This is a genomic window from Kitasatospora sp. NBC_01266, assembly GCF_036242395.1.
GTDB lineage: Bacteria > Actinomycetota > Actinomycetes > Streptomycetales > Streptomycetaceae > Kitasatospora.
The window spans coordinates 4,714,482-4,734,438 of sequence record NZ_CP108458.1 but is presented as its reverse complement, the minus strand read 5'-3'; the positions used below and the strand labels follow the sequence as shown (position 1 = coordinate 4,734,438).

At 72.1% G+C, this 19,957-nt stretch carries 22 protein-coding genes; 4 read left to right on the top strand and 18 right to left on the bottom strand.

The genetic code is table 11. The features are described from left to right. Window positions 1-59 precede the first annotated feature (59 nt). The 5 genes from folK to OG403_RS20725 all read right to left on the bottom strand — a co-directional run bounded on the left by folK (window position 60) and on the right by OG403_RS20725 (window position 4,494). Window positions 60-659, bottom strand: a complete 600-nt coding sequence (folK, locus tag OG403_RS20745) for a 2-amino-4-hydroxy-6-hydroxymethyldihydropteridine diphosphokinase (protein WP_329566546.1) — start codon at window positions 657-659, stop codon at window positions 60-62. A gap of 67 nt (window positions 660-726) precedes the next feature. Next, window positions 727-1,086 (bottom strand): dihydroneopterin aldolase, encoded by a 360-nt coding sequence (gene folB / locus OG403_RS20740; protein ID WP_329572398.1) that lies wholly within the window; start codon window positions 1,084-1,086, stop codon window positions 727-729. 105 nt (window positions 1,087-1,191) lie between these two features. Further along, entirely contained in the window at window positions 1,192-1,671 is a 480-nt protein-coding gene (locus OG403_RS20735) for a nuclear transport factor 2 family protein (RefSeq protein WP_329572396.1), read from the bottom strand. 52 nt (window positions 1,672-1,723) lie between these two features. Further along, window positions 1,724-2,578, bottom strand: a complete 855-nt coding sequence (gene folP / locus OG403_RS20730) for a dihydropteroate synthase (protein WP_329566544.1) — start codon at window positions 2,576-2,578, stop codon at window positions 1,724-1,726. 50 nt (window positions 2,579-2,628) lie between these two features. After that, on the bottom strand, window positions 2,629-4,494 hold the full coding sequence (locus OG403_RS20725) for a phosphatidylglycerol lysyltransferase domain-containing protein (RefSeq protein WP_329566542.1): 1,866 nt from the start codon (window positions 4,492-4,494) through the stop codon (window positions 2,629-2,631). 346 nt (window positions 4,495-4,840) lie between these two features. On the opposite strand from OG403_RS20725, the gene OG403_RS20720 reads away from it, so the two are divergent. Then, window positions 4,841-6,019, top strand: a complete 1,179-nt coding sequence (locus OG403_RS20720; RefSeq protein WP_329566540.1) for an alpha/beta hydrolase — start codon at window positions 4,841-4,843, stop codon at window positions 6,017-6,019. A gap of 27 nt (window positions 6,020-6,046) precedes the next feature. Here OG403_RS20720 and folE read toward each other — a convergent pair whose 3' ends face one another. From folE to dacB, 6 genes are all read right to left on the bottom strand, one after another. Continuing rightward, a complete protein-coding gene (gene folE, locus OG403_RS20715) occupies window positions 6,047-6,652 on the bottom strand; it encodes a GTP cyclohydrolase I FolE (RefSeq protein WP_329566538.1) in 606 nt (201 codons plus the stop codon). 119 nt (window positions 6,653-6,771) lie between these two features. After that, entirely contained in the window at window positions 6,772-8,814 is a 2,043-nt protein-coding gene (gene ftsH / locus OG403_RS20710; protein WP_329566536.1) for an ATP-dependent zinc metalloprotease FtsH, read from the bottom strand. 257 nt (window positions 8,815-9,071) lie between these two features. Next, window positions 9,072-9,626 (bottom strand): hypoxanthine phosphoribosyltransferase, encoded by a 555-nt coding sequence (gene hpt / locus OG403_RS20705; RefSeq protein WP_280689815.1) that lies wholly within the window; start codon window positions 9,624-9,626, stop codon window positions 9,072-9,074. Between the two features lie 41 nt (window positions 9,627-9,667). After that, window positions 9,668-10,822: a tRNA lysidine(34) synthetase TilS gene (tilS, locus tag OG403_RS20700; protein ID WP_329566531.1), complete on the bottom strand. Its 1,155-nt coding sequence runs from the start codon at window positions 10,820-10,822 to the stop codon at window positions 9,668-9,670. Between the two features lie 146 nt (window positions 10,823-10,968). Continuing rightward, window positions 10,969-12,147: a zinc-dependent metalloprotease gene (locus tag OG403_RS20695; protein ID WP_329566529.1), complete on the bottom strand. Its 1,179-nt coding sequence runs from the start codon at window positions 12,145-12,147 to the stop codon at window positions 10,969-10,971. A gap of 55 nt (window positions 12,148-12,202) precedes the next feature. Then, entirely contained in the window at window positions 12,203-13,561 is a 1,359-nt protein-coding gene (gene dacB / locus OG403_RS20690) for a D-alanyl-D-alanine carboxypeptidase/D-alanyl-D-alanine endopeptidase (protein WP_329566527.1), read from the bottom strand. Window positions 13,562-13,679: 118 nt separating this feature from the next. Between dacB and OG403_RS20685 the strand changes: the two genes are divergently transcribed. Beyond that, window positions 13,680-14,174 (top strand): inorganic diphosphatase, encoded by a 495-nt coding sequence (locus tag OG403_RS20685; protein WP_266294928.1) that lies wholly within the window; start codon window positions 13,680-13,682, stop codon window positions 14,172-14,174. A gap of 55 nt (window positions 14,175-14,229) precedes the next feature. On the opposite strand, the gene OG403_RS20680 is transcribed toward OG403_RS20685, so the two are convergent. Beyond that, window positions 14,230-15,192: an asparaginase gene (locus OG403_RS20680; RefSeq protein ID WP_329566525.1), complete on the bottom strand. Its 963-nt coding sequence runs from the start codon at window positions 15,190-15,192 to the stop codon at window positions 14,230-14,232. Between the two features lie 57 nt (window positions 15,193-15,249). Then, on the bottom strand, window positions 15,250-15,819 hold the full coding sequence (locus tag OG403_RS20675) for an RsiG family protein (protein WP_329566523.1): 570 nt from the start codon (window positions 15,817-15,819) through the stop codon (window positions 15,250-15,252). A 299-nt stretch (window positions 15,820-16,118) separates the two neighbouring features. Between OG403_RS20675 and dtd the strand changes: the two genes are divergently transcribed. Further along, the gene (gene dtd / locus OG403_RS20670; protein WP_329566521.1) at window positions 16,119-16,553 is read left to right on the top strand and encodes a D-aminoacyl-tRNA deacylase; all 435 of its coding nucleotides are present in this window, start codon (window positions 16,119-16,121) and stop codon (window positions 16,551-16,553) included. A gap of 12 nt (window positions 16,554-16,565) precedes the next feature. Here dtd and ygfZ read toward each other — a convergent pair whose 3' ends face one another. The 3 genes from ygfZ to OG403_RS20655 are packed head-to-tail and all read right to left on the bottom strand — an operon-like array spanning window position 16,566 to window position 18,620. After that, window positions 16,566-17,531 (bottom strand): CAF17-like 4Fe-4S cluster assembly/insertion protein YgfZ, encoded by a 966-nt coding sequence (ygfZ, locus tag OG403_RS20665; RefSeq protein ID WP_329566518.1) that lies wholly within the window; start codon window positions 17,529-17,531, stop codon window positions 16,566-16,568. 26 nt (window positions 17,532-17,557) lie between these two features. Beyond that, window positions 17,558-18,001: a Fur family transcriptional regulator gene (locus OG403_RS20660; protein ID WP_442910946.1), complete on the bottom strand. Its 444-nt coding sequence runs from the start codon at window positions 17,999-18,001 to the stop codon at window positions 17,558-17,560. Window positions 18,002-18,035: 34 nt separating this feature from the next. Further along, the gene (locus tag OG403_RS20655) at window positions 18,036-18,620 is read right to left on the bottom strand and encodes an FABP family protein (protein ID WP_329566516.1); all 585 of its coding nucleotides are present in this window, start codon (window positions 18,618-18,620) and stop codon (window positions 18,036-18,038) included. Between the two features lie 275 nt (window positions 18,621-18,895). Between OG403_RS20655 and OG403_RS20650 the strand changes: the two genes are divergently transcribed. After that, entirely contained in the window at window positions 18,896-19,258 is a 363-nt protein-coding gene (locus OG403_RS20650; protein ID WP_329566514.1) for a DsrE family protein, read from the top strand. 30 nt (window positions 19,259-19,288) lie between these two features. Here the strand turns inward: OG403_RS20650 and OG403_RS20645 are convergent, their stop codons facing one another. Both OG403_RS20645 and OG403_RS20640 read right to left on the bottom strand, forming a co-directional pair. Continuing rightward, window positions 19,289-19,561, bottom strand: coding sequence for a DUF3099 domain-containing protein (locus OG403_RS20645; protein WP_329566512.1), 273 nt, complete (start codon window positions 19,559-19,561; stop codon window positions 19,289-19,291). A gap of 66 nt (window positions 19,562-19,627) precedes the next feature. Beyond that, window positions 19,628-19,918 carry a DUF1416 domain-containing protein gene (locus OG403_RS20640; RefSeq protein WP_266294945.1) on the bottom strand — a complete coding sequence of 97 codons (291 nt, stop codon included), beginning with the start codon at window positions 19,916-19,918 and terminating at the stop codon, window positions 19,628-19,630. Window positions 19,919-19,957: the final 39 nt, after the last annotated feature.

Genomic DNA, 19,957 nt, shown 5'->3' with positions numbered 1-19,957 from the left:
CGCACCCGAGCGGCCGATTACCGGCGTGTCCGGTCAAGCACCGCCCACTGCGGCGGCCCTCACTCCGGCAGCCGGAGCTGGATGTCGGTGCGCCGCCGCACGCCCTGGGCACCCTCGCCGCCGAGCCCGGCCAGCAGTTCGGCCACGTTGCCGTGTCCCGGCAGCTCGCCGGCCGGGTCGACATCGGTCCACGGCGCGAGCACGAAGACCCGCTCGTGCGCGCGCGGGTGCGGCAGCAGCAGCACCGGGTCGGTGCTCAGCACGTTCTCGTAGCTGAGGATGTCGACGTCCAGCGTCCGGGCGCCCCAGCGGACCTTGCGCTCGCGGCCGAAGGCGTCCTCGATCGCGTTCGCCCGCTCCAGCAGCGAGTAGGGCGGCAGCGTGGTGCGCAGCAGCGCCACCGCGTTGTAGTAGTCGGGCTGCTCGCCGGGAGTACCCAGGGCCGCGGTCTGGAAGACCGCGGAGACCCCGGTGATCCTCAGCCCGGGAGTGTCCGCCAGCGCGTCCACGGCGCCCTGCAGGGTCTCCAGCCGGTTGCCCAGGTTGCTGCCGAGGGCCACCACCGCCGTGCGCGGGTTCTGCAGGGTGGAGTCGACGCTGTCGAGCCGGTGCTCCAGGTCGAACGTGGTCGGCGAGGCGGTCGGGTCGCTGGTGCTCATCGGAAGTCCTCTTCAACTGGTGGCACGGCTGCGGCCGCGGCTGAGACTGCGGGAATCACCGGGACCGTCATGCGCGGCCCCGGTGGATGGTGATGGTCACATCGTCGAACGGCACCGTGATCGGCGCGTCCGGCTTGTGCACGGTGACCTCGACCTCCTCCACCGCGTCGTGCTTGAGGCACTGATCGGCGATTCGCTGGGCCAAGGTCTCGATCAGGTCCACCGGCTCACCCGAGATGATCGCGGTGACCTCCTCCGCGACGATCCCGTAGTGGGCCGTGCGGGTGAGGTCGTCGCCGGAGGCGGCCGGGCGGGTGTCGAGGAAGAGCACGAGGTCGACCACGAAGGTCTGCCCCTCGATCCGCTCACGCTCGAAGACGCCGTGGTGGCCGCGGGCGCGCAGGCCCCGCAGGGTGACGCGGTCCAGCAACTGAATCACTGCTCCTGATCTTGGAACGGCAGGCGCCATCGCCCGCCGTCCATCGAATCTACCCTCGGCGAATCTACCCCCGGACTCCGACGGCCCTGCGGGTCAGTCCTCGTCCTCGTCATCCCCGCTGGTCAGCACGGGTGAACCATGGTGCGACCAGAGCCGCCAACCGGACGCGGTGCGCCGGAACAGGTTGGTGGAGACCACCTTGCCGCCGACCAGCGGACCCAGCTCGCCCTCCTCCTCGGCCTCGCCGCCGGAGAGGATGTTCTCGGTGCAGGTGACCAGGGCCGTATCGCCCTGCACCTCGACCTCGACATCGGTCAGGAAGAACTGGATGTACTCGGTGTTCATCATGATCAGCAGATAGGAGCGGGTGACCTGGGCCCGCCCGCGCAACACCGGCCAGCCGGGGTGCACGCACACCACGCCGGTCTTGTCGTCGGCGTCCGCAGCGGAGAGCCAGACCTCCTCGATGGCCTCCAGGTCGCCGTTCTCCAGGGCCTCGTAGAGCCGCTGGTTGGCGGCCAGCACGGCCTCGCGGTCAGCGGCGGCCGAGGCCGCCGCGCCGTTGCCCAGCATGCCGTTACCGGCCGTTCCGTCACCAGTCACGCCACCACCCACTTCCGTCAGCTCAGCTCGCCCCCGCCGCACGCCAGGCGGCCACCACGCGGACCGCGTCCGCCGTACCCGCCACGTCGTGCACTCGGACGGCCCAGGCACCGGCCCGGGCCGAGAGCACCGAGATCGCCGCCGTGGCGTCATCGCGCTGCCGGGCCGGGCGCAGCTCCCCGGTTTCGGGGTCGGCCAGCAGCGTACCCAGGAAGCGCTTTCGCGATGCGGCCACCAGGACCGGGCGACCCAAGGCGGTGAGCGCGTCCAAACCACCGAGCAGCGCCCAGTTGTGCGCACTGGTCTTGGCGAAACCGAGCCCCGGGTCCAGGATCAGCTGCTCCTCCTTGACGCCGGCCGCCAGCAGCGCCTCGATCCGCGCGGTCAGCTCGTCCAGCACGTCGCGCACCACGTCCTGGTAGACCGCGCGGCCCTCCATGTCGGCGGACTGGCCGCGCCAGTGCATCACCACGAACGGCGCGCCGTGCTCGGCCACCACCTGGGCCATCGCCGGGTCGGCCAGACCGCCGGAGACGTCGTTGACCAGGGCGGCACCGGCCGCCAGCGCCTGCTCGGCGACCGCGGCCCGCATCGTGTCGACCGAGACGACCACCCCCGCCGCGGCCAGCTCCCGGACCACCGGGAGCACCCGGCGCAGCTCCTCCTGCTCGGTGACCCGCCTGGCGCCGGGGCGGGTCGACTCCCCGCCGACGTCCACCAGGTCCGCGCCCCGGGCCACCAGGCCCAGGCCGTGCGCCACCGCGGCGCTCGGATCAAGCCATAGCCCGCCGTCCGAGAAGGAGTCGGGGGTGACGTTGACGACGCCCATCACGGCGCAGCGGTCAAGAGCGGACAGGCCGGGCAGCGGGTTGTTCATGGGGCCATTATCGATCGCCCCGCCGCCCGGTCCGGCTGGCCGGAAACCGACTAGGCGGCCGGGGCGATCGAGCCCGGCTCGCCGGCCGGGGTCGGCATCAGGCCCTGGCGCTGGCGCTTGCGCCCGAACTTCGGCATGCCCAGCGTGATGAACGCCTCGGCCTGCATCGCGGCGAAGCCGATCCGCGGCAGGTCACGGGTGCTCGGGTAGACCAGGAACCGCGGCTCCCACTCCGGCTGGAACTTGGCGTTGAACTTGTACAGCGACTCGATCTGGAACCAGCGCGACAGGAAGACCAGCAGCCCGCGCCAGGCCCGCAGCACCGGCCCGGCGCCGATCCGCTCGCCGCGGGCCAGCGCCGAGCGGAACATCGCGAAGTTCAGCGAGACCCGGCGCACACCCAGGGCGGGCACCGCCTGCAGCGCCGCGACGATCAGGAGCTCGTTCAGGCCGGGGTCGGCCGCCCGGTCCCGGCGCATCAGCTCCAGCGAGATGCCGTCCGGTCCCCAGGGCACGAAGTGCAGCACGGCCTTGAGGTCGTCCCCGGCTGTGCCGCTCGACGGCTCCCCCTCCTCCGGGGCCTTGTGCGCGGTGACCACCACGCAGTCGTCGTCGGCCGCGTCACCGAAACGGCCCAGCGCCATCGAGAAACCGCGCTCGGTGTCCGTGCCGCGCCAGCGGGCGGCGGCGTCCGCGATCCTGGCCTTCTCCGCCGGGCTCAGGTCGCCGACCCGGCGGACCTGGCAGGAGTAGCCGTTGCGCTCGATCCGCTTGACCATCTGGCGCACGTTGCGCATCGCCCGGCCGGCCAGCGAGAAGGTGCTGGCGTCCACGATCGCCTCGTCGCCCAGCTCCAGCGCGTCCAGCCCGGCCTCCCGGGTCCAGACCTCGCCGCCGACCTCGCTGCAGCCCATCACGGCCGGCACCCAGGCGTGCTCGCGGGCCTGCGCCATGAAGACCTTGATCGCGCCCGGCCAGGCCTCCACGTCACCCACCGGGTCACCGGAGGCGAGCATCACCCCGGAGACCACCCGGTAGGAGATCGCGGCCTTGCCGGTCGGCGAGAAGAGCACGCTCTTGTCCCGGCGCAGCGCGAAGTAGCCCAGCGAGTCGCGCTCGCCGTGCCGCTCCAGCAGGGCACGGACCCTGACCTCCTCGTCGGAGGTCAGCTCCGGCTCCGGCTTCTCCGGGCGCAGCAGCAGGTAGGCGGTGGAGACGGCGGTCAGCAGGCCCAGCCCGGCCAGCGAGTAGCCCACCACGTCGCCGATCCGGTCCGGGTGGTAGCTGATCGGCCCGTCCAGGCCGAACAGGCCCCAGACGGTCTCGTGCACCCGGTCGAACAGGCTCGGCGTGCCCATCTCGCGCCGCGGGTGGGCGCTGACGATCAGGAAGCCGAGACCCAGGCTGACCGTGCCCATCACGACCAGGTTGAGCAGCGCCCGCCAGCGGGTGCGCGGGTCGGCCTTGGCGTAGAACTCGCGACGGTGCACCAGCAGCACGACCAGCACCGCCAGCGAGACCACCGCGGGGCCCATCTGGTGCCAGCGCAGGATGTGCAGCGCGGCGCCGACCGGCAGCAGCACGCAGACCATCCGCCAGGCCCGCCGCTTGCGCCGGCGCAGCGCGTGCGCCAGCAGCACCAGCAGGATGCCGACCAGCAGGGTGCCCGCGGTGGCCAGCGTGGTGGTGGTGCCCGGCAGCTGGCCGGCCCAGGTGTGCATCCGGGTCTTGCGCAGCTTGGGGAAGACCGCGCTGGCGATGTCCATCAGGCCGATCAGCAGGCAGGTGTACCCGACCGCGCCCGGGAGCCAGGCCCGGGGGACGGCGGCGGCCTGGCTGCGCAGCGTCTGCAGCCCCCGCCGGCGGGGCTGCTCCGGGGACTGAGAGGAGGACTCAGTGGACACGGGAACGCTCATGGAAACTCAGCGTAGAGGTTTCGCGCGGCTGCCCGGTCACCCCGGAGGATGAGCCGTGATGGGCCTTCATACGTATGTCCTTACCGTGGCCATGCGACCGTCAAGAGCGAGTAATGGCTGGTCCACCTGCGTCGGACCGACCGCCGGGCGGCCGATCCGCGCCCCCCGCACGAGTGGCGACGCCGAAGTCTAGAGCCTTGGTTCCTGTGGGTGAAGCCGACCGGCAGCCACCGGCGTGCCCGTGCCGCTCGCCGTTCACGTCGCGTTGCCCAACTGCCCAAGTCATTTGAAGCTGGGGCATGACGCCCCGACAGATCGTCCGGCCCCGCGAGGGGGAGGCTCTGGGATGGAACTGACCAGCAGCGTGCTGGTGTACGCCGTTGCGGCACTGGCCGTGCTGACCCTGCTGACCACGCTCTGGCTCTGGCCACGGCTGGCCCGCCAGCGGCCGCTGCCACTGCTGGGCCGCCTCGGTCTGCTGACACTCACTCAGTTGGCCGTCCTGGCGGTCTGCGGACTGACCGTCAACGACGCCTACGGCTTCTACAGCTCCTGGCGGGACCTGCTCGCCCCGGACACCAGCACGCTGGCGCTCGGCCCGGGGCTGAGCGGCGGGAAGGGCGGGCCGCCGACCGGCGACGCCCTGGTCCAACCGACCGACGAGGGCGGCCTGTCCGGCATCACCGACCTGCCGCAGGGCAAGCCGGAAGAGGTGGGCCGGGTTGAGTCCATTCGGGTGAACGGCAAGGCCACCGGACTCTCCGACCAGATGTTCATCTACCTGCCACCCGAGTACTTCAATCCGAAGTACAGCCGGGAGCGCTTCCCGGTGCTGCTCACCCTGGCCGGCTTCCCGGGCGGGCCGCTGAACCTGCTCAGCGAGCTGCGCACTCCGCAGACCGCCTGGGAGCTCCAGCGCACCGGCAAGATGGCGCCGACCGTGGTGGTGATGGCCCGCCCCGGCGTCACCCCGCGCAACACCGAGTGCGTGGACGTGCCCGGCGGGCCGCAGAGCGAGACCTGGTTCGCCAAGGACGTGCCGGCCGCGCTGCGCTCCGCCTACCGGGTCAGCCGCTCCCCGGGCTCCTGGGGCGTCTTCGGCTACTCCACCGGCGGCAGCTGCGCGCTGCGCCTGGCGATGCGCGATCCGGGCAGCTACGGCTCGGCGGCGGCGCTGCACGCGGACTACCAGGTGCAGCCGGACTGGACCACCGGCGACCTGTTCAACGGCAACCAGCAACTGGCCCAGGGCTACGACCTGAGCTGGCGGCTGCACAACGAGCCGGTGCCCCGTTCGGCGCTGCTGGTGGTCAGCACCAGGACCGAGGACGACTACGCGGCCACCCAGCAGTTCCTGGCCACCGCCAAACAGGTCAGCGCCGCCCACCCGGAGTTCACCGTCGACTCGCTCTTCCTGCCCGACGGCGGCCACACCTTCGACACCTGGCGCCGGGAGCTGCCCGCCGCCCTGGAGTGGAGCGGCGACCACCTGGCGGCGGCGCCGGACCGGGAGCCGGTCGGCTGACCGCTCCCGGTCCCGGCGGCCGACCGGTCAGCGACCGATGATCAGGCTCATCGCCTCGTTGCGGGTGGCGGGGTCGCGCAGCTGACCGCGGACCGCCGAGGTGATGGTCTTGGCCCCGGGCTTGCGGATCCCGCGCATCGACATGCACATGTGCTCGCACTCGATCACCACGATGGCGCCGCGCGGCTCCAGGATCCGCATCAGCGAGTCGGCGACCTGACTGGTCAGCCGCTCCTGCACCTGGGGGCGGCGGGCGAAGACGTCGACCAGGCGGGCCAGCTTGGACAGCCCGGTGATCTTGCCGCTGGTGGACGGGATGTAGCCGACGTGCGCGACCCCCTGGAACGGCACCAGGTGGTGCTCGCAGGTGGAGAACACCTCGATGTCCTTGACCAGCACCATCTCGTCGTGGCCGAGGTCGAAGGTGGTGGTGAGCACCTCCTCGGGCTGCTGCCAGAGGCCGGCGAATATCTCCTTGTACGCACGGGCCACCCGGGCCGGGGTCTCCAGCAGCCCCTCGCGGTCCGGGTCCTCGCCCACCGCGATCAGCAGTTCCCGCACCGCGTTCTCGGCGCGCTTCTGGTCGAAGGAGCCGACGGCGGACTGTCCGTCGAGCGTCACCGGGTCGATCATGCGGGCCTCGCAAGTTGCTGGAGCGGGTGAACAAGCCTGAGCAGCACGAATGCCGCGCCTCCAGGGTACAAACCCTGGAAACGCGGCATCCATTCCGCCGTGCGGTCAGCCCTCGGCGATCAGTGCTCGCCGGTGGCGTCCCCGCCCAGCGGCGGGAGCTTGACGATGTCCACCGGGGCGGCGTCCACGGAGGCGGCGGCGCCGTTGGTCAGCGCCAGCTCCTTCGGGGACTGCACCGGCGGGCGGGTCGACGGGGTGCGGCGCGACGAGCCGGTCCAGGCGGGCCGGGCCGGGCGCTTCACCACGGGGGTGAAGATCTCGGCGATCTGCTCCTTGTTCAGGGTCTCCTTCTCGAGGAGCTCCAGAACCAGGTTGTCGAGCACGTCGCGGTTCTCGACCAGGATCTCCCAGGCCTCGTTGTGCGCGTTCTCGATGAGCTTCTTGACCTCTTCGTCCACCAGCCCGGCGACCTCTTCCGAGTAGTCGCGCTGGTGGCCCATCTCACGGCCCAGGAACGGCTCGGAGTTGTCCGAACCGAACTTGATCGCGCCCAGCCGCTCGGTCATGCCGTACTGGGTGACCATCGCCCGGGCGGTGGCGGTGGCCTTCTCGATGTCGTTCGAGGCGCCGGTGGTCGGGTCGTGGAAGACCAGCTCCTCCGCCGCGCGCCCGCCCAGCATGTAGGCCAGCTGGTCGAGCATCTCGTTACGGGTGGTCGAGTACTTGTCCTCGTCCGGCAGCACCATGGTGTAGCCGAGCGCCCGGCCGCGGGACAGGATGGTGATCTTGTGCACCGGGTCGGCGTTCGGGGAAGCCGCCGCGACCAGGGCGTGGCCGCCCTCGTGGTACGCGGTGATCTTCTTCTCCTTCTCCGACATGATCCGGGTGCGCTTCTGCGGACCCGCGACCACGCGGTCGATCGCCTCGTCCAGGATGCCGTTGTCCACCAGCTTCTTGTCCGAGCGGGCGGTCAGCAGCGCGGCCTCGTTGAGGACGTTCGCCAGGTCCGCACCGGTGAAGCCCGGGGTGCGCTTGGCGACGGCCTTGAGGTCGACGTCCGGCGCGACCGGCTTGCCCTTCTGGTGCACCTTGAGGATCTCCAGGCGGCCCTGCAGGTCCGGGCGGTCGACCGCGATCTGGCGGTCGAAGCGACCGGGACGCAGCAGCGCCGGGTCCAGGATGTCCGGGCGGTTGGTGGCGGCGATCAGGATCACGCCACCCTTGACATCGAAGCCGTCCATCTCGACCAGCAGCTGGTTGAGGGTCTGCTCGCGCTCGTCGTGACCGCCGCCCAGACCCGCACCGCGGTGCCGGCCGACGGCGTCGATCTCGTCGACGAAGACGATCGCCGGGGCGTTCGCCTTGGCCTGCTCGAACAGGTCACGGACCCGGGAGGCACCGACACCGACGAACATCTCGACGAAGTCCGAACCGGAGATGGAGTAGAACGGCACGCCCGCCTCACCCGCGACGGCGCGGGCCAGCAGGGTCTTGCCGGTCCCGGGCGGGCCGTAGAGCAGCACACCCTTGGGGATCTTGGCGCCGACCGCCTGGAACTTGGCCGGCTCCTGCAGGAACTCCTTGATCTCGTGGAGTTCCTCGACGGCCTCGTCGGCACCGGCCACGTCGGAGAAGGTGGTCTTCGGGGTGTCCTTGGTGAGCAGCTTGGCCTTGGACTTGCCGAACTGCATGACCCGGGAGCCGCCACCCTGCATCTGGTTCATCAGGAACAGGAAGACCAGCACGATGATGACGATCGGCAGCATCGACAGCAGCAGGCTGACGAAGGTCGACTGCTTCTCGGGGCTGATCGTGTAGCCCTGCGGGGGCATCTTGCCCGGCGCCGAGGACATCGTCTCGGCCAGGTCCTTGCCCTGGTCCCCGATGTAGGAGGCCTGGAACTTGGTACCCGAGGGGGCCTTGCCGGGGCTGCCGATCGGCAGCGTGGCGCCGTCCTTCAGCTGGATCTTGATCGTGTTCGAGTCACCAGTGGTGAGCTGGGCCTGCTGGACCTGGCCAGCGTTGATCGCCGCCACCACCTGGCCGGTGTCCACCGTCTTGTAGCCGTTCGAGTCCGAAACGACGTTCATCAGCACAATGACGGCGACGACTGCCAGGAGGATCCATGCGATCGGCGCGCGGAAGTATCGCTTGACGTCCATCCATGCGGGGCGTTGCCGCCCCGTCCCTCCTGCCACTCAACGGCACCGGCCGGTCTTTCGGCCGCCGGCGCATCTGGGATGTGCATATGCACTTAGCTCGCCATCGCCGCTGTGGTACGACGAGCAGGTAATTTGACCGTACAGCAGTCGTGCCCCGCTCTGTGGAAGCACGGCGGTACGGTTCTGTCCAGTTGTGGGTTCGCCGACTCCAACGGGTGAGACCGGTGAGGTGTTCCCCGAAGGGCTCAGGTTCCGGCTCAGCCGCCGTAGACGTGTGGGGCGAGCGTACCGATGAACGGGAGGTTGCGGAGCTTCTCCGCGTAGTCCAGCCCGTAGCCCACCACGAACTCGTTGGGAATGTCGAAGCCGACGTACTTGACGTCGATCTCGACCTTGGCCGCGTCCGGCTTCCGGAGCAGGGCGCAGACCTCCAGCGAGGCCGGGCCGCGCGAGCCCAGGTTGCCCAGCAGCCAGGACAGGGTCAGCCCGGAGTCGATGATGTCCTCGACGATCAGCACGTCGCGCCCGGCGATGTCGGTGTCCAGGTCCTTGAGGATCCGCACCACGCCGGAGGACTTGGTGCCCATGCCGTAGGAGGAGACCGCCATCCAGTCCATGGTGACCTGGGAGTGCAGCGCCCGGGCGAGGTCGGCCATCACCATGACCGCGCCCTTGAGGACACCGACGATCAGGAGGTCCTTCCCGGCGTAGTCCCGGTCGATCCGCTCCGCCAGCTCCAGCAGCTTCGCGTCGATCTCGTCCTTGCTGATGAGCACCTTCGCCAGATCGGCGCCCATGTCCTTGTCGTCCACCGGGAGTACGTCCTCAAGGGTTTGTGGTCCTGTGCCGACGGTCAGTCGTCCTGCCGCCGAAACACCAGGTTGCCACACCTACGGGTGACCTCGACGCCCCCGGGTAGCTGGAGCGGCCCCTGACCGCGCCAGCCGGTGACCAGCAGGTCCACCGCCTCCAGGTGCCGGGCGAACAGGTCCCCGGCCGGTGAGCCGGTGCGCAGCGCCACCCGGCGCAGCACCCGGCGGCGCACCGCCGCGGGCAACTCGGCCAGGCCCGGCACCCGCAGCGAGCGGCTGCCGTCCTGCGGATCGGCCCGCCCCAGCTCCAGTTCGGCCCGCTCGGCCCACAGGTCCAGGGCGTCCGCGTCGTCCCGGAACAGCCGGGCGGTGCGGGCCAACGCCTCCACCACGCCGCCGCCCAGGTGCTTCTCCAGCACCGGGAGCACCTCGTGGCGGACCCGGGCGCGGGTGTAGGCGGGATCGAGGTTGTGCGGGTCGTCCCAGACCGGGATGGACTGCACGGCGCAGGCCTGGCGGGTGGCCGCGCGGTCCAGGTCGAGCAGCGGGCGGCGGTAGCGGCCCTTCTGCGCGGGCATGCCGGCCAGTGAGCGGGCCCCGGAGCCGCGGGCCAGGCCCAGCAGCACCGTCTCGGCCTGGTCGTCGCGGGTGTGGCCGAGGAAGACGGCCAGCGCCTGGTGCCGCTCGGCCGCCTCGTCCAGCGCGGCGTACCGGGCGTCGCGGGCCGCCGCCTCGGGGCCGCCCTGCCGGCCGACCCGCACCGGGACCGCCTCCACCGGGTCGAGGCCGAGGGCGCGCAGCCGCTCGGCGACCTGGCGGGCGCGGTCGGCGGAGCCGTCCTGCAGACCGTGGTCGACGGTGACCGCGCCGACCCGCAGGCCCAGCTTGGGGGCCTCGAAGGCGGTGGCGGTGGCGAGCGCCATGGAGTCCGCGCCGCCGGAGACGGCGACCAGGACCAGCGGGGAGCCGGGGGCGGCGGGAGTGCGCGGCAGCCCGGAAGGGTGGCGGCGGGCGTTGCCGATCAGCACGGTGGCCGGGCCGGGAGCGGCGGCGAGGGCGCCGACCGGCACCGGAACCGGGGTGGCGACGCCGCGCAGCGCGGCGGCCGGGATCGGGACGGCGGCCTCGGCCGCCAGGTCCATCAGAGCGCGGCGGACGGCCAGGCGTATCGCCGCGACAGCGGGGTGTGGGCCCACGGTGGAGCAACTCCTCAGGCTGGATGGGTGACCGAACGCTCACAGATCGTCGCAGAAAGGCGGGCATGCTCAGGCCACCCGCGCCACCGGTACGACCACCGTCCCACGGACGGGTGAATGCAGAAACGTTCCATCGCCCCACCCCCTCACTCGTCCGGGGGCTTCGGCTGGGACTGGCGTCCGACTCGGGCCACCCAGGCGGCCGGGTCGTGGATCTCGTCCTTGGTCGGCAGGGTGTTCGGCGAGGTCCAGACCCGGTTGAAGCCGTCCATCCCGATCCGGTCCAGCACGCCGCGCACGAAGACCGCACCGTCCTGGTACTGGCGCAGCTTGGCGTCCATCCCGAGCAGCTTGCGCAGCATCAGGTCGAGCCGGCCGGCACCCCGGTCGCGGCGGCGCTGGAACTTCTCCCGGATCTCCAGCACGCTCGGCACCACGGCCGGGCCCACCCCGTCCATCACCACGTCGGCGTGGCCCTCCAGCAGGGACATCACGGCGGTCAGCCGGGCGAGGATCTCGCGCTGGCCCGGGGTCTGCACCACGTCCAGCAGGGTGCCGCTGCCGCCCGGCGGGCGCTCACCGGGCGCCAGCGCCTCGCGCAGCCGCTCCAGCAGCGCCATCGGCTCGACGTCGGCCTCGGCCAGGAAGGCCTGCACCTCGGACTGCACGTGGTCGCGCAGCCAGGGCACCGCGCTGAACTGGGTGCGGTGGGTCTCCTCGTGCAGGCAGACCCAGAGCCGGAAGTCGTGCGGGTCGACGTCCAGCTCCCGCTCCACCTGGACGATGTTCGGCGCCACCAGCAGCAGCCGCCCGGGACCCGGCCGGCCGGTCCCGGTGGCCGGCTGCTCGAAGAGCCCGGCCGGGCTGTCGGGGGCGGGCGGCAGCGCCTCGTCGGCGGCGAAGGTCTCGTACTGGCCGAGCACCTTGCCGGAGAGCAGCGCCAGCACCGCGCCCACCTCGACCCCGGTGAGCTTCTCGCCGACCGCACCGAGCACCGCGCCGCCGGGCGCCTCGGACCGCTTGGCCGCGAGCTTGCGGGTCAGCGGGCGGATCACCGTGCGGAAGCCCGCCACGTTGGCGCGCACCCAGCCGGCGCGGTCCACCACCAGGACCGGTGCGGCCCCGTCGGCGGCCAGTCGGGCCGCGCGCATCCCGGTGTAGCCGCGCACCGCGTCCTCGGCGGTCAGCGCGTGCCGGCGCAGCTCGGCCACCACCGTGCGGGCCTCCTCGCGGCTGACCTGCGGTCCCGGCCTGGCCAGCCGGGTCGCCGTCGCGACCGCGAGATTCCAGTCGACCATGTCAGCACCGCCGCTCGCGCTCGTCATGCCCTCACGGTACGTGCTGCGGGGCCGCTGACCCACCCCTTCCGCGCACGCCGGGTCACTTGCAGCCGCAGAGCACCAACTTGGCCACGATCCGGTCCATCGCGGCGCGCGCCACGTTCGCGTCGGCGGTGGTCTTGGTCATCAGCGCGAAGACCAGCAGCCGCCCGTCGGCGTCCACCACCGTGCCGGCCAGCGTGTTGACGCCGCTCAGGCTGCCGGTCTTGGCCCGCACCACGCCGGCTCCGGCGGCCGAGCCCTGGGCGGCGGTGAAGCGGGCGTTCAGCGTGCCGGTCAAGGCGGCGATCGGCAGGCCGGTGAGCACCGGGCGCAGCTGCGGATGGTCGGCCGAGGCGGCCAGCGTGAGCAGGTCGGAGAGCACGATCGGCGGGATGGTGTTGTTCACGTTCAGGCCGCTGCCGTCGTTCAGCTGCACGCCCGTCATCGGGATGCCGAGGCCGGTGATCGTCTTGGTCACCGCCTGCGCGGCGCCGTCGTAGCTGGCCGGCAGGTGCTGGGCCAGCGCCACCTGCCGGGCCACCGCCTCGGCCAGCGTGTTGTCGGAGTTGGTCAGCAGCCGCTCCACCAGCCGGGGCAGGGTCGGCGACTGCACCTGGGCGATCGGGTCCGCGCCGGCCGGGGCCTGGCCCTGGGCGGGCTTGCCGCTCACCGCCACGCCCTGGGCAGCGAGCAGGTCGGCGAACTTGGCCGCCGCCTGGGCGGCCGGGTCGGCGACCCGGGCCGGGGCGTCGATGTCCTGGGTGGCGGTCACCCGGCCCTCGTCGATCATCAGCGGCGACATCGGGCCGATGTTGTAGTTGTCGTTGTACTTGTGCTCAGCCGGGCCGCTGTACAGCGAGGTGTCGTAGGACAGCTGGACGCTGGTCACCCCGGTGGCCTTGAGCGCGGTGGCGGTCTGCCTGGCCAGGTCCGGCAGCGAGGCCGGGGCCGAGTCGGCGTCCACCGGAGCGCCGCCGATCCGGATCTGGTCGGGCGTCAGACCGGTCAGCGTCGGGTCGCCGCCGCCGACCAGCACGATGTCGGCCGGGGTGGCGCCGTGCACCACCTTGGTGGTCAGCCGGGTGTCCGCCGGCAGCAGGCTCAGCGCGGCCACCGAGGTGGCCAGCTTGGTGGTGGAGGCCGGGGTGAACGGAATGTTCTCGCCCAGGCCCAGCAGCAGCTTGCCGGTGGCACCGTCGCTGATCGCGAAGATCAGCGTGCCCAGCGCCTTGTCCGAGGGGAGCTGGCCGAGCGCGGCCTGCAGGCCCGCGGCACTCGGCAGGCCGTCGGTACCGGTGGTGACGGCCGGGGTGAGCACCGGCGGGGCGGGCGGCGCGGCGGCGGTGCTCCCGTCCGGCACCTGCGGATACGCCGGGCCCCCCGCGGTCAGCAGGGCGAGTCCCGTCAGCCCCGCCACCACCGTTGCTCCCAGACTCCTGCGAGTCCCCGTGCCTGCCACAGCCCAGCCCCTTTCCACAGCACTCCCTCCCGTAGGAGACACTTGGATTCTGTCAGTCCCTACCTTGGAGGAACCGTTGGAGTTCGACGTCACCATCGAGATCCCGAAGGGCTCCCGCAACAAGTACGAGGTCGACCACGAGAGCGGTCGCCTTCGCCTTGACCGGATGCTCTTCACCTCGACCCGCTACCCGGCCGACTACGGCTTCGTCGAGGGCACTCTCGGCGAGGACGGCGACCCGCTGGACGCCCTGGTCATCCTGGACGAGCCGACCTTCCCCGGCTGCCTGATCAAGTGCCGCGCGATCGGCATGTTCAAGATGACGGACGAGGCCGGCGGCGACGACAAGCTGCTGTGCGTGCCCGCCACCGACCCGCGCTGGGAGCACCTGCGGGACATCCACCACGTGTCGGAGTTCGACCGCCTGGAGATCCAGCACTTCTTCGAGGTCTACAAGGACCTGGAGCCCGGCAAGTCGGTCGAGGGTGCCGAGTGGGTCGGCCGCCTCGAGGCCGAGACCGAGATCACCGCTTCGGTCAAGCGCCTGGCGGAGTCCGGCGACGCGCACTGATGCGTGATGCTTAACCTCCGCCCTCGGTCGCACGACCGAGGGCGAAGGTGAGGGATCACGCCGGGACGACCGCGCGGATCTCGCCGACCACCGCGGCGCCGCCGTGCAGCGGGGCGCTGCCGATCCGGTCCAGCACCGGGTCGGTGTGGCCGAGCCGGCGCAGCATCGCCGCCAGCACCGGGCCGAGCGCCCGGCCGGCGCCGTCGTCGATCTTGAAGGCCAGCGCCCGGCCGTCCGGCAGTGCCACCGCCTGCACCGCCTCGGCGCCCATCTTGGAGAGCGTGCCCGGGATCGCCCGCATCAGCCAGGTGTCCGGGCGGCGGGTGCCGGCCACGTACTCGGGGTGGGCGCGCATCGCGTCGGCGACCTGGCGCTGGGCGCTGCCCTCGGGCGCCCGCAGCAGCGAGGCGTAGCCGCGGGCCAGGCCCACCAGCGAGACGGCCAGCAGCGGGGCCCCGCAGCCGTCCGTGCCGGCGGCGGCTATCGACTCGCCGCTCGCCTCCTCCAGGGCCTCGTGGGCCAGCCGCTGGATCGGGTGCGCCGGGTCCAGGTAGCTCGCGGTCTGCCAGCCGTTGGCCAGGCTGGCGGCCAGCCAGGCGGCGTGCTTGCCCGAGCAGTTCATCACCAACGGCTCGCGGCTCCCGCCGGCCGCCAGGTACGCCTCGGCCTCGGTCGGGTCCAGCGGGAGGTCGGGCGGGGTCTGCAGGGCGTCGGTGCCCAGGCCCGCGCCGGACAGGATGGTCCGCACCCCGTCCAGGTGAAACGATTCGCCGGAGTGGCTGGCGGCCGCCAGGGCCAGCAGCTCGCCCTCGATCGGCAGACCCGCCCGCAGCGTGGCGACCGCCTGGAAGGGCTTGTTGCAGGAGCGCGGGAAGATCGGCCGCTCCGGCTCGCCGAGCGCGAACTCGACCGAGCCGTCGGGGGCGAGCACCACCAGGGAGCCGCGGTGGTGTCCCTCGGTGAAGCCGGATCGGACGACCTCGGCGAGGACGGGCGACAGAGCGGCGGAGTCTGGCATCGGTGGCAGCCTTCCGGAGCAGGAGAGGGGAAGCCGACCGCCGTCGCCCACTGGATCTCAGTCGGGCAGCGGGCCGCCGGCCAGCAGGTCGTCGACCCGCGCTTCCCCCTCACGGTACCGCCGGGTGATTTCCGCCCCGCAGCCGTCCGCCGTGCGCTGCAGCGACTGGCGGCGCCCGGAGACCTCGCGCTCGTGCGCGGTGAGCCGGTCCAGCGCCGCGAGCAGCTCGGCACACGCGTGCGCGGCCAGGTCGGCCAGCTGGACGTCGCCCATCAGGGCGTCCGCCTGCGCCTGGTACTGCTCGCCGCGCGGGGTGCCCAGGGTCACGTGCCGGGCCGACTGGCGCACGTTGGAGGGAGCGTCGGCGAGGATCTGCGGCAGCCGGTGCAGCAGGGTCTCCTGGCCGGCGTCCGGCAGCGGCCGGCGCGGCCGGCGGTCGAGCGTGCGGCGGTCCAGCTCGGCCCGCAGGATGTCCACCCGGCCCTGCAGCAGCCGGCGCAGGTAGGAGAGGTCGGCCTCCTGCTCCAGGGCGTCCCTGCGCAGCGTGCGCAGCTCGTCGAGGCCCAGCGCCCCGATCACCGGCAGCTCCGGTGCCACGGGCTCACCGGGCACCCCGTTCGCCTCCATCGACCAACCACCTGCCCTCGGATAGATCCCGCCCTTGTCGCCCCTGCCCGGTTGCACGCTCCGGCGCCCCGGGCGGGTTCCCCACCGCCGCCGCTGCCACCCACTCGGGCGAGCGCGCTCGGCACGGGTGTACGAGCGGTGCGAACGGCCGTCCGCGGTGGGCGGTACGGCCGACTCCGGAATCGTGCCACCCCGCGCGGACCGCTGAGGCGCAGATGCACCCGAACGGCGGCCTGGCGAACGGACCTGGCTGATATGACCTGTCGGCCGCCACGGCGCCGGCAGGCACAATGGCCCGCATGCGAGCAGTGGTGCAGCGGGTGAGCGAGGCCGCCGTGACGGTGGCCGGGGAACAGGTCGGCGCGATCAGCGGTCCGGGGCTCTGCGTCCTGGTCGGAGTGACGCACCAGGACACCGCGGCCCAGGCCGCCGAGCTGGCCCGCAAGCTGTGGGGGCTGCGGATCTTCAACGGCGAGAGCACCGAACTGTCCTGCTCGGACCTCGACGCCCCGCTGCTGGTGATCAGCCAGTTCACGCTCTACGGCGACGCCCGCAAGGGCCGCCGGCCCAGCTGGACCGCCGCCGCGCCCGGGCCGGTCGCCGAGCCGCTGGTGGCCGAGCTGGTCGAGCGGCTGCGGGCGCTGGGCGCCAAGGTGGAGACCGGCCGGTTCGGGGCGGACATGAAGGTCTCGCTGGTGAACGACGGGCCGTTCACCGTACTGCTGGAGGTCTGAGGGCCGGGGCCGCTACGGGGCGACCACGACCTCCTGGGTGGCCGGCACCCCGCCGGCCCGCAGCTCGGCGTCCACCGGGACGTTGCGCTTCACCAGCGCGAGTGCGATCGGGCCGAGCTCGTAGTGGCGGGCCGCCGAGGTGACGAAGCCCAGCGCCCGGCCTCCCCCAGGCTCGGCGGCCAGTCGCACCTCGGCGCCGTGCGCGGGCAGCACCTCCTCGGTGCCGTCCAGGTGCAGGAAGACCAGGCGGCGCGGCGGCTTGCCCAGGTTGTGCACCCGGGCCACCGTCTCCTGGCCGCGGTAGCAGCCCTTGTTCAGGTGCACGGCGGTGCCCAGCCAGTCCACCTCGTGCGGGATGGTGCGGTGGTCGGTCTCGAAGCCGAGCCGCGGGCGGTGCGCCTCGATCCGCAGTGCCTCGTAGCCCCAGATCCCGGCGGGGCTGCCGAACTCCTTCACCTGCTCGGCGAGTTCGGCGCGCGGCAGGAAGAGGTCCCGCCCGTACGGCAGTTCGCGCACCGCGGCGGCGCCCGAGGCGGCGGCGGGGTTGCCGGCCGGCAGGTGGACGACGGCGAACTCCGGTGTGGCGTCCGCGATCTCCACCCGGTACATGAACTTCATCCGCTCCAGGTACTCGATCAGCGCCGACTGGCTGCCCGGCTCGACGTGCGCCCAGCTGGTGGTGCCGTCGTCGACCAGGTAGAGGGCGTGCTCGACGTGCCCGTGCGGGGAGAGGATCAGCGCCTCGGTGGCCTGCTGCGGCGGCAGTTCGCTCACGTGCTGGGTGAGCAGCAGGTGCAGCCAGGCGAGCCGGTCGGGGCCGGTCACGGTGATCACGCCGCGGTGCGAGAGATCGGTGAACGCCCGGCCGGCCGCCAGCTCCCGCTGCTCGCGGAAGAGGTCGCCGTAGTGGGCCGCGACGCCCTCGTCGGCTCCCTCGGCGGGGACGGCTCCGGGCAGGGACAGCAGCGGGCTCTTCATGCCCGCCAGCTTACGACCGGTACCGCTTACGGCTGCGACTGCCCGAGGCCGGCGGTGCAGTCGGCGCAGCGGCCGAAGATCGCGAAGTGCTTGAGGTCGGTGTCGAAGCCGTGCTGCTCGCGCAGGCTGTCGATCAGCGGGGCGGCGATCGCGGTGTCGGTCTCCTGCACCTTGCCGCAGTCCCGGCAGACCAGGTGCAGGTGGTGGTGGCGGTCGGCCAGGTGGTAGGTCGGCGCACCGTGGCCCAGGTGGGCGTGCGAGACCAGGCCCAGCTCCTCCAGCAGCTCCAGCGTCCGGTAGACGGTGGAGATGTTCACCCCGCTGGCGGTCAGCCGGACCTGGCCGAGGATCTCGTCCGGGGTGGCGTGGTCGAGCCGGTCCACCGCCTCCAGGACCAGCTGGCGCTGCGGGGTGAGGCGGTAGCCGCGCCGGCGCAGATCGGTCTTCCAGTCGGTGCCGATGTCCGCCACGGTGCCACCTCTCTGCCCCTCGGTCGCCCGCTGCTCAGCGGAAGAAGGCGATCCCGTCGTCCGGCAGGTCGTTGATGTCCTTGATCAGCTGGGCCGGGCTGAGCACCTTGCGCAGCTGGGCGGACATGTACGGGCGCAGCGGCACCTCGGGCGCCGCCTTCTCGCCGACCCAGAGCAGCTCCTCGTTGACGAAGCCGTAGAGCCGCTTTCCCCCGCTGTAGGGCGCCGAGCCCTCGACCCGGGCGACCGCGTCGGTGGCCACGTCGATCTGCGGCTTGCCGTCGGCCAGCTTGCCGTACCAGATCTCCACGGTGCCGTCGTCGCGCACCATGGAGATCTCCACCTCGCGCTCGCCGCTGGTGCCGTGCTGGTTGCTGGTGACCCGCCAGAAGCCGTGCTCGGTCTCCAGCGGGCGGACCTTCTCGCCCTCGTTGTCCAGCACCCAGCTGCGGGAGCGGAACTCCAGGAACGGGCGGCCGTCGTGCCGGAAGACGACCTCCTGGCCGAAGTTGCACTTCTCCTGGCCGGGGAAGTCGTAGACGCCCGCTCCTTCCCAGGTGCCGAGGAGGAAGGCCAGCGAAACGACGTCCTTGTGGAGGTCAGAGGGGATCTCGATCATGGTCCTGGTCGCAGTCGTGGGCGGTGGGCTACCTCTACGGTAACGGGAGGGATCAGCGCTGGCCCTGGTACAGCTTCATCACGGAGAAGATGGCGAACCAGGCGATCACAACGGCCACGACGCCCAGCAGAATGTCGAAGAAGAGTTCAAGACCACTCACGGTGGGGCTCCCGGTGCGGTGTCGGCGGACGGACGATGACGGCGCGAGTCTATCCGGCCCTACCAGGCGGTTCGCGGTGAGGCCCACCATTTGCCGGTCGGTCTAAGCTGACGGCGTGTCGAAGAAGCTGGTCATCAAGGTCACCGCCGGAGCGGACGCGCCCGAGCGCTGCTCGCAGGCCTTCACCGTGGCCGCCGTCGCGGTCGCCAGCGGGGTCGAGGTCTCGCTCTGGCTGACCGGGGAGTCGTCCTGGTTCGCGCTGCCCGGGCGGGCGGCGGAGTTCGAGCTGCCGCACGCCGCCCCGCTGCCGGACCTGCTGGAGTCGATCCTGGCGGCCGGCACGGTCACGCTCTGCACCCAGTGCGCGGTGCGGCGCGACATCGAGCAGGCGGACACCATCGAGGGTGTCCGGATCGCGGGCGCCCAGGTCTTCGTCAGCGAGATCATGGCCGACGGCGTCCAGGCGCTGGTCTACTAGCCGCACCGGTCGGGCCAGTGCCGGTCGGGGCTACGGCTTGGACTCGTGGTCCGGCTTGTCGCGGTCGTGCCCCGGGTCCTCCCACTTGGGGTCGTCCCAGCGCGGGTCGCGCCACCAGTCGTCCTCCGGGTCGCGCCGGTTGGCGAAGATCGCGGCCAGCGGCGGGATCACCATCGCCACCAGGCACATGCCGATCGCCGCACCGAGGGAGAAGAACCGCACGACGCCCCAGGCCAGCACGAAGAGCCCGAGACAGATGCCCATCGCGGTGAAGTAGTAGACATGCCGGCGCCGCTGCTGCACACCTCCCAGTAAAGCGCTGAGCCCCCGCCGAAGGCAGGGGCTCAGCGCTTCATTTCCCGAACGGGGTCAGACCGCGATCGGGACCTCGGTCAGCGCGCCCTGGGAGGCGACCACCTTGCGGTCCACGGTCGCGCCCGGCACCAGCGCGCGCACGGTCCAGCTGCCGGGGGCCGCGAAGAAGCGGAACTGCCCGGTGGCCGAGGTGGGCACCTCGGCGGTGAACTCGCCGCCCGCGTCCAGCAGCCGCACGTAGCCGTTGACCGGCTCACCGTCGCGGGTCACCGAACCCTGGATGATCGTCTCGTTCGCCACGTCAACTCCTGCCAGGTCCGGGCCGCCGGCCTTCGCACCACACATGTCTCAGGTCTCCTTGCTTCTCGGTACGGCGCGGTGCGC

What these genes read in the sequence shown, in the direction of transcription:
- folP (WP_329566544.1), bottom strand. Translation starts at nt 2,578, where the DNA reads ATGAACAACCCGCTGCCCGGCCTGTCCGCTCTTGACCGCTGCGCCGTG.
- ftsH (WP_329566536.1), bottom strand. Translation starts at nt 8,814, where the DNA reads ATGGACGTCAAGCGATACTTCCGCGCGCCGATCGCATGGATCCTCCTG.
- OG403_RS20680 (WP_329566525.1), bottom strand. Translation starts at nt 15,192, where the DNA reads ATGCCAGACTCCGCCGCTCTGTCGCCCGTCCTCGCCGAGGTCGTCCGA.
- OG403_RS20655 (WP_329566516.1), bottom strand. Translation starts at nt 18,620, where the DNA reads ATGATCGAGATCCCCTCTGACCTCCACAAGGACGTCGTTTCGCTGGCC.
- dtd (WP_329566521.1), top strand. Translation starts at nt 16,119, where the DNA reads ATGCGAGCAGTGGTGCAGCGGGTGAGCGAGGCCGCCGTGACGGTGGCC.
- ygfZ (WP_329566518.1), bottom strand. Translation starts at nt 17,531, where the DNA reads ATGAAGAGCCCGCTGCTGTCCCTGCCCGGAGCCGTCCCCGCCGAGGGA.
- OG403_RS20725 (WP_329566542.1), bottom strand. Translation starts at nt 4,494, where the DNA reads ATGAGCGTTCCCGTGTCCACTGAGTCCTCCTCTCAGTCCCCGGAGCAG.
- OG403_RS20735 (WP_329572396.1), bottom strand. Translation starts at nt 1,671, where the DNA reads ATGCTGGGCAACGGCGCGGCGGCCTCGGCCGCCGCTGACCGCGAGGCC.
- OG403_RS20695 (WP_329566529.1), bottom strand. Translation starts at nt 12,147, where the DNA reads ATGACGAGCGCGAGCGGCGGTGCTGACATGGTCGACTGGAATCTCGCG.
- OG403_RS20675 (WP_329566523.1), bottom strand. Translation starts at nt 15,819, where the DNA reads ATGGAGGCGAACGGGGTGCCCGGTGAGCCCGTGGCACCGGAGCTGCCG.
- folE (WP_329566538.1), bottom strand. Translation starts at nt 6,652, where the DNA reads ATGATCGACCCGGTGACGCTCGACGGACAGTCCGCCGTCGGCTCCTTC.
- OG403_RS20720 (WP_329566540.1), top strand. Translation starts at nt 4,841, where the DNA reads ATGGAACTGACCAGCAGCGTGCTGGTGTACGCCGTTGCGGCACTGGCC.
- folK (WP_329566546.1), bottom strand. Translation starts at nt 659, where the DNA reads ATGAGCACCAGCGACCCGACCGCCTCGCCGACCACGTTCGACCTGGAG.
- OG403_RS20640 (WP_266294945.1), bottom strand. Translation starts at nt 19,918, where the DNA reads ATGTGTGGTGCGAAGGCCGGCGGCCCGGACCTGGCAGGAGTTGACGTG.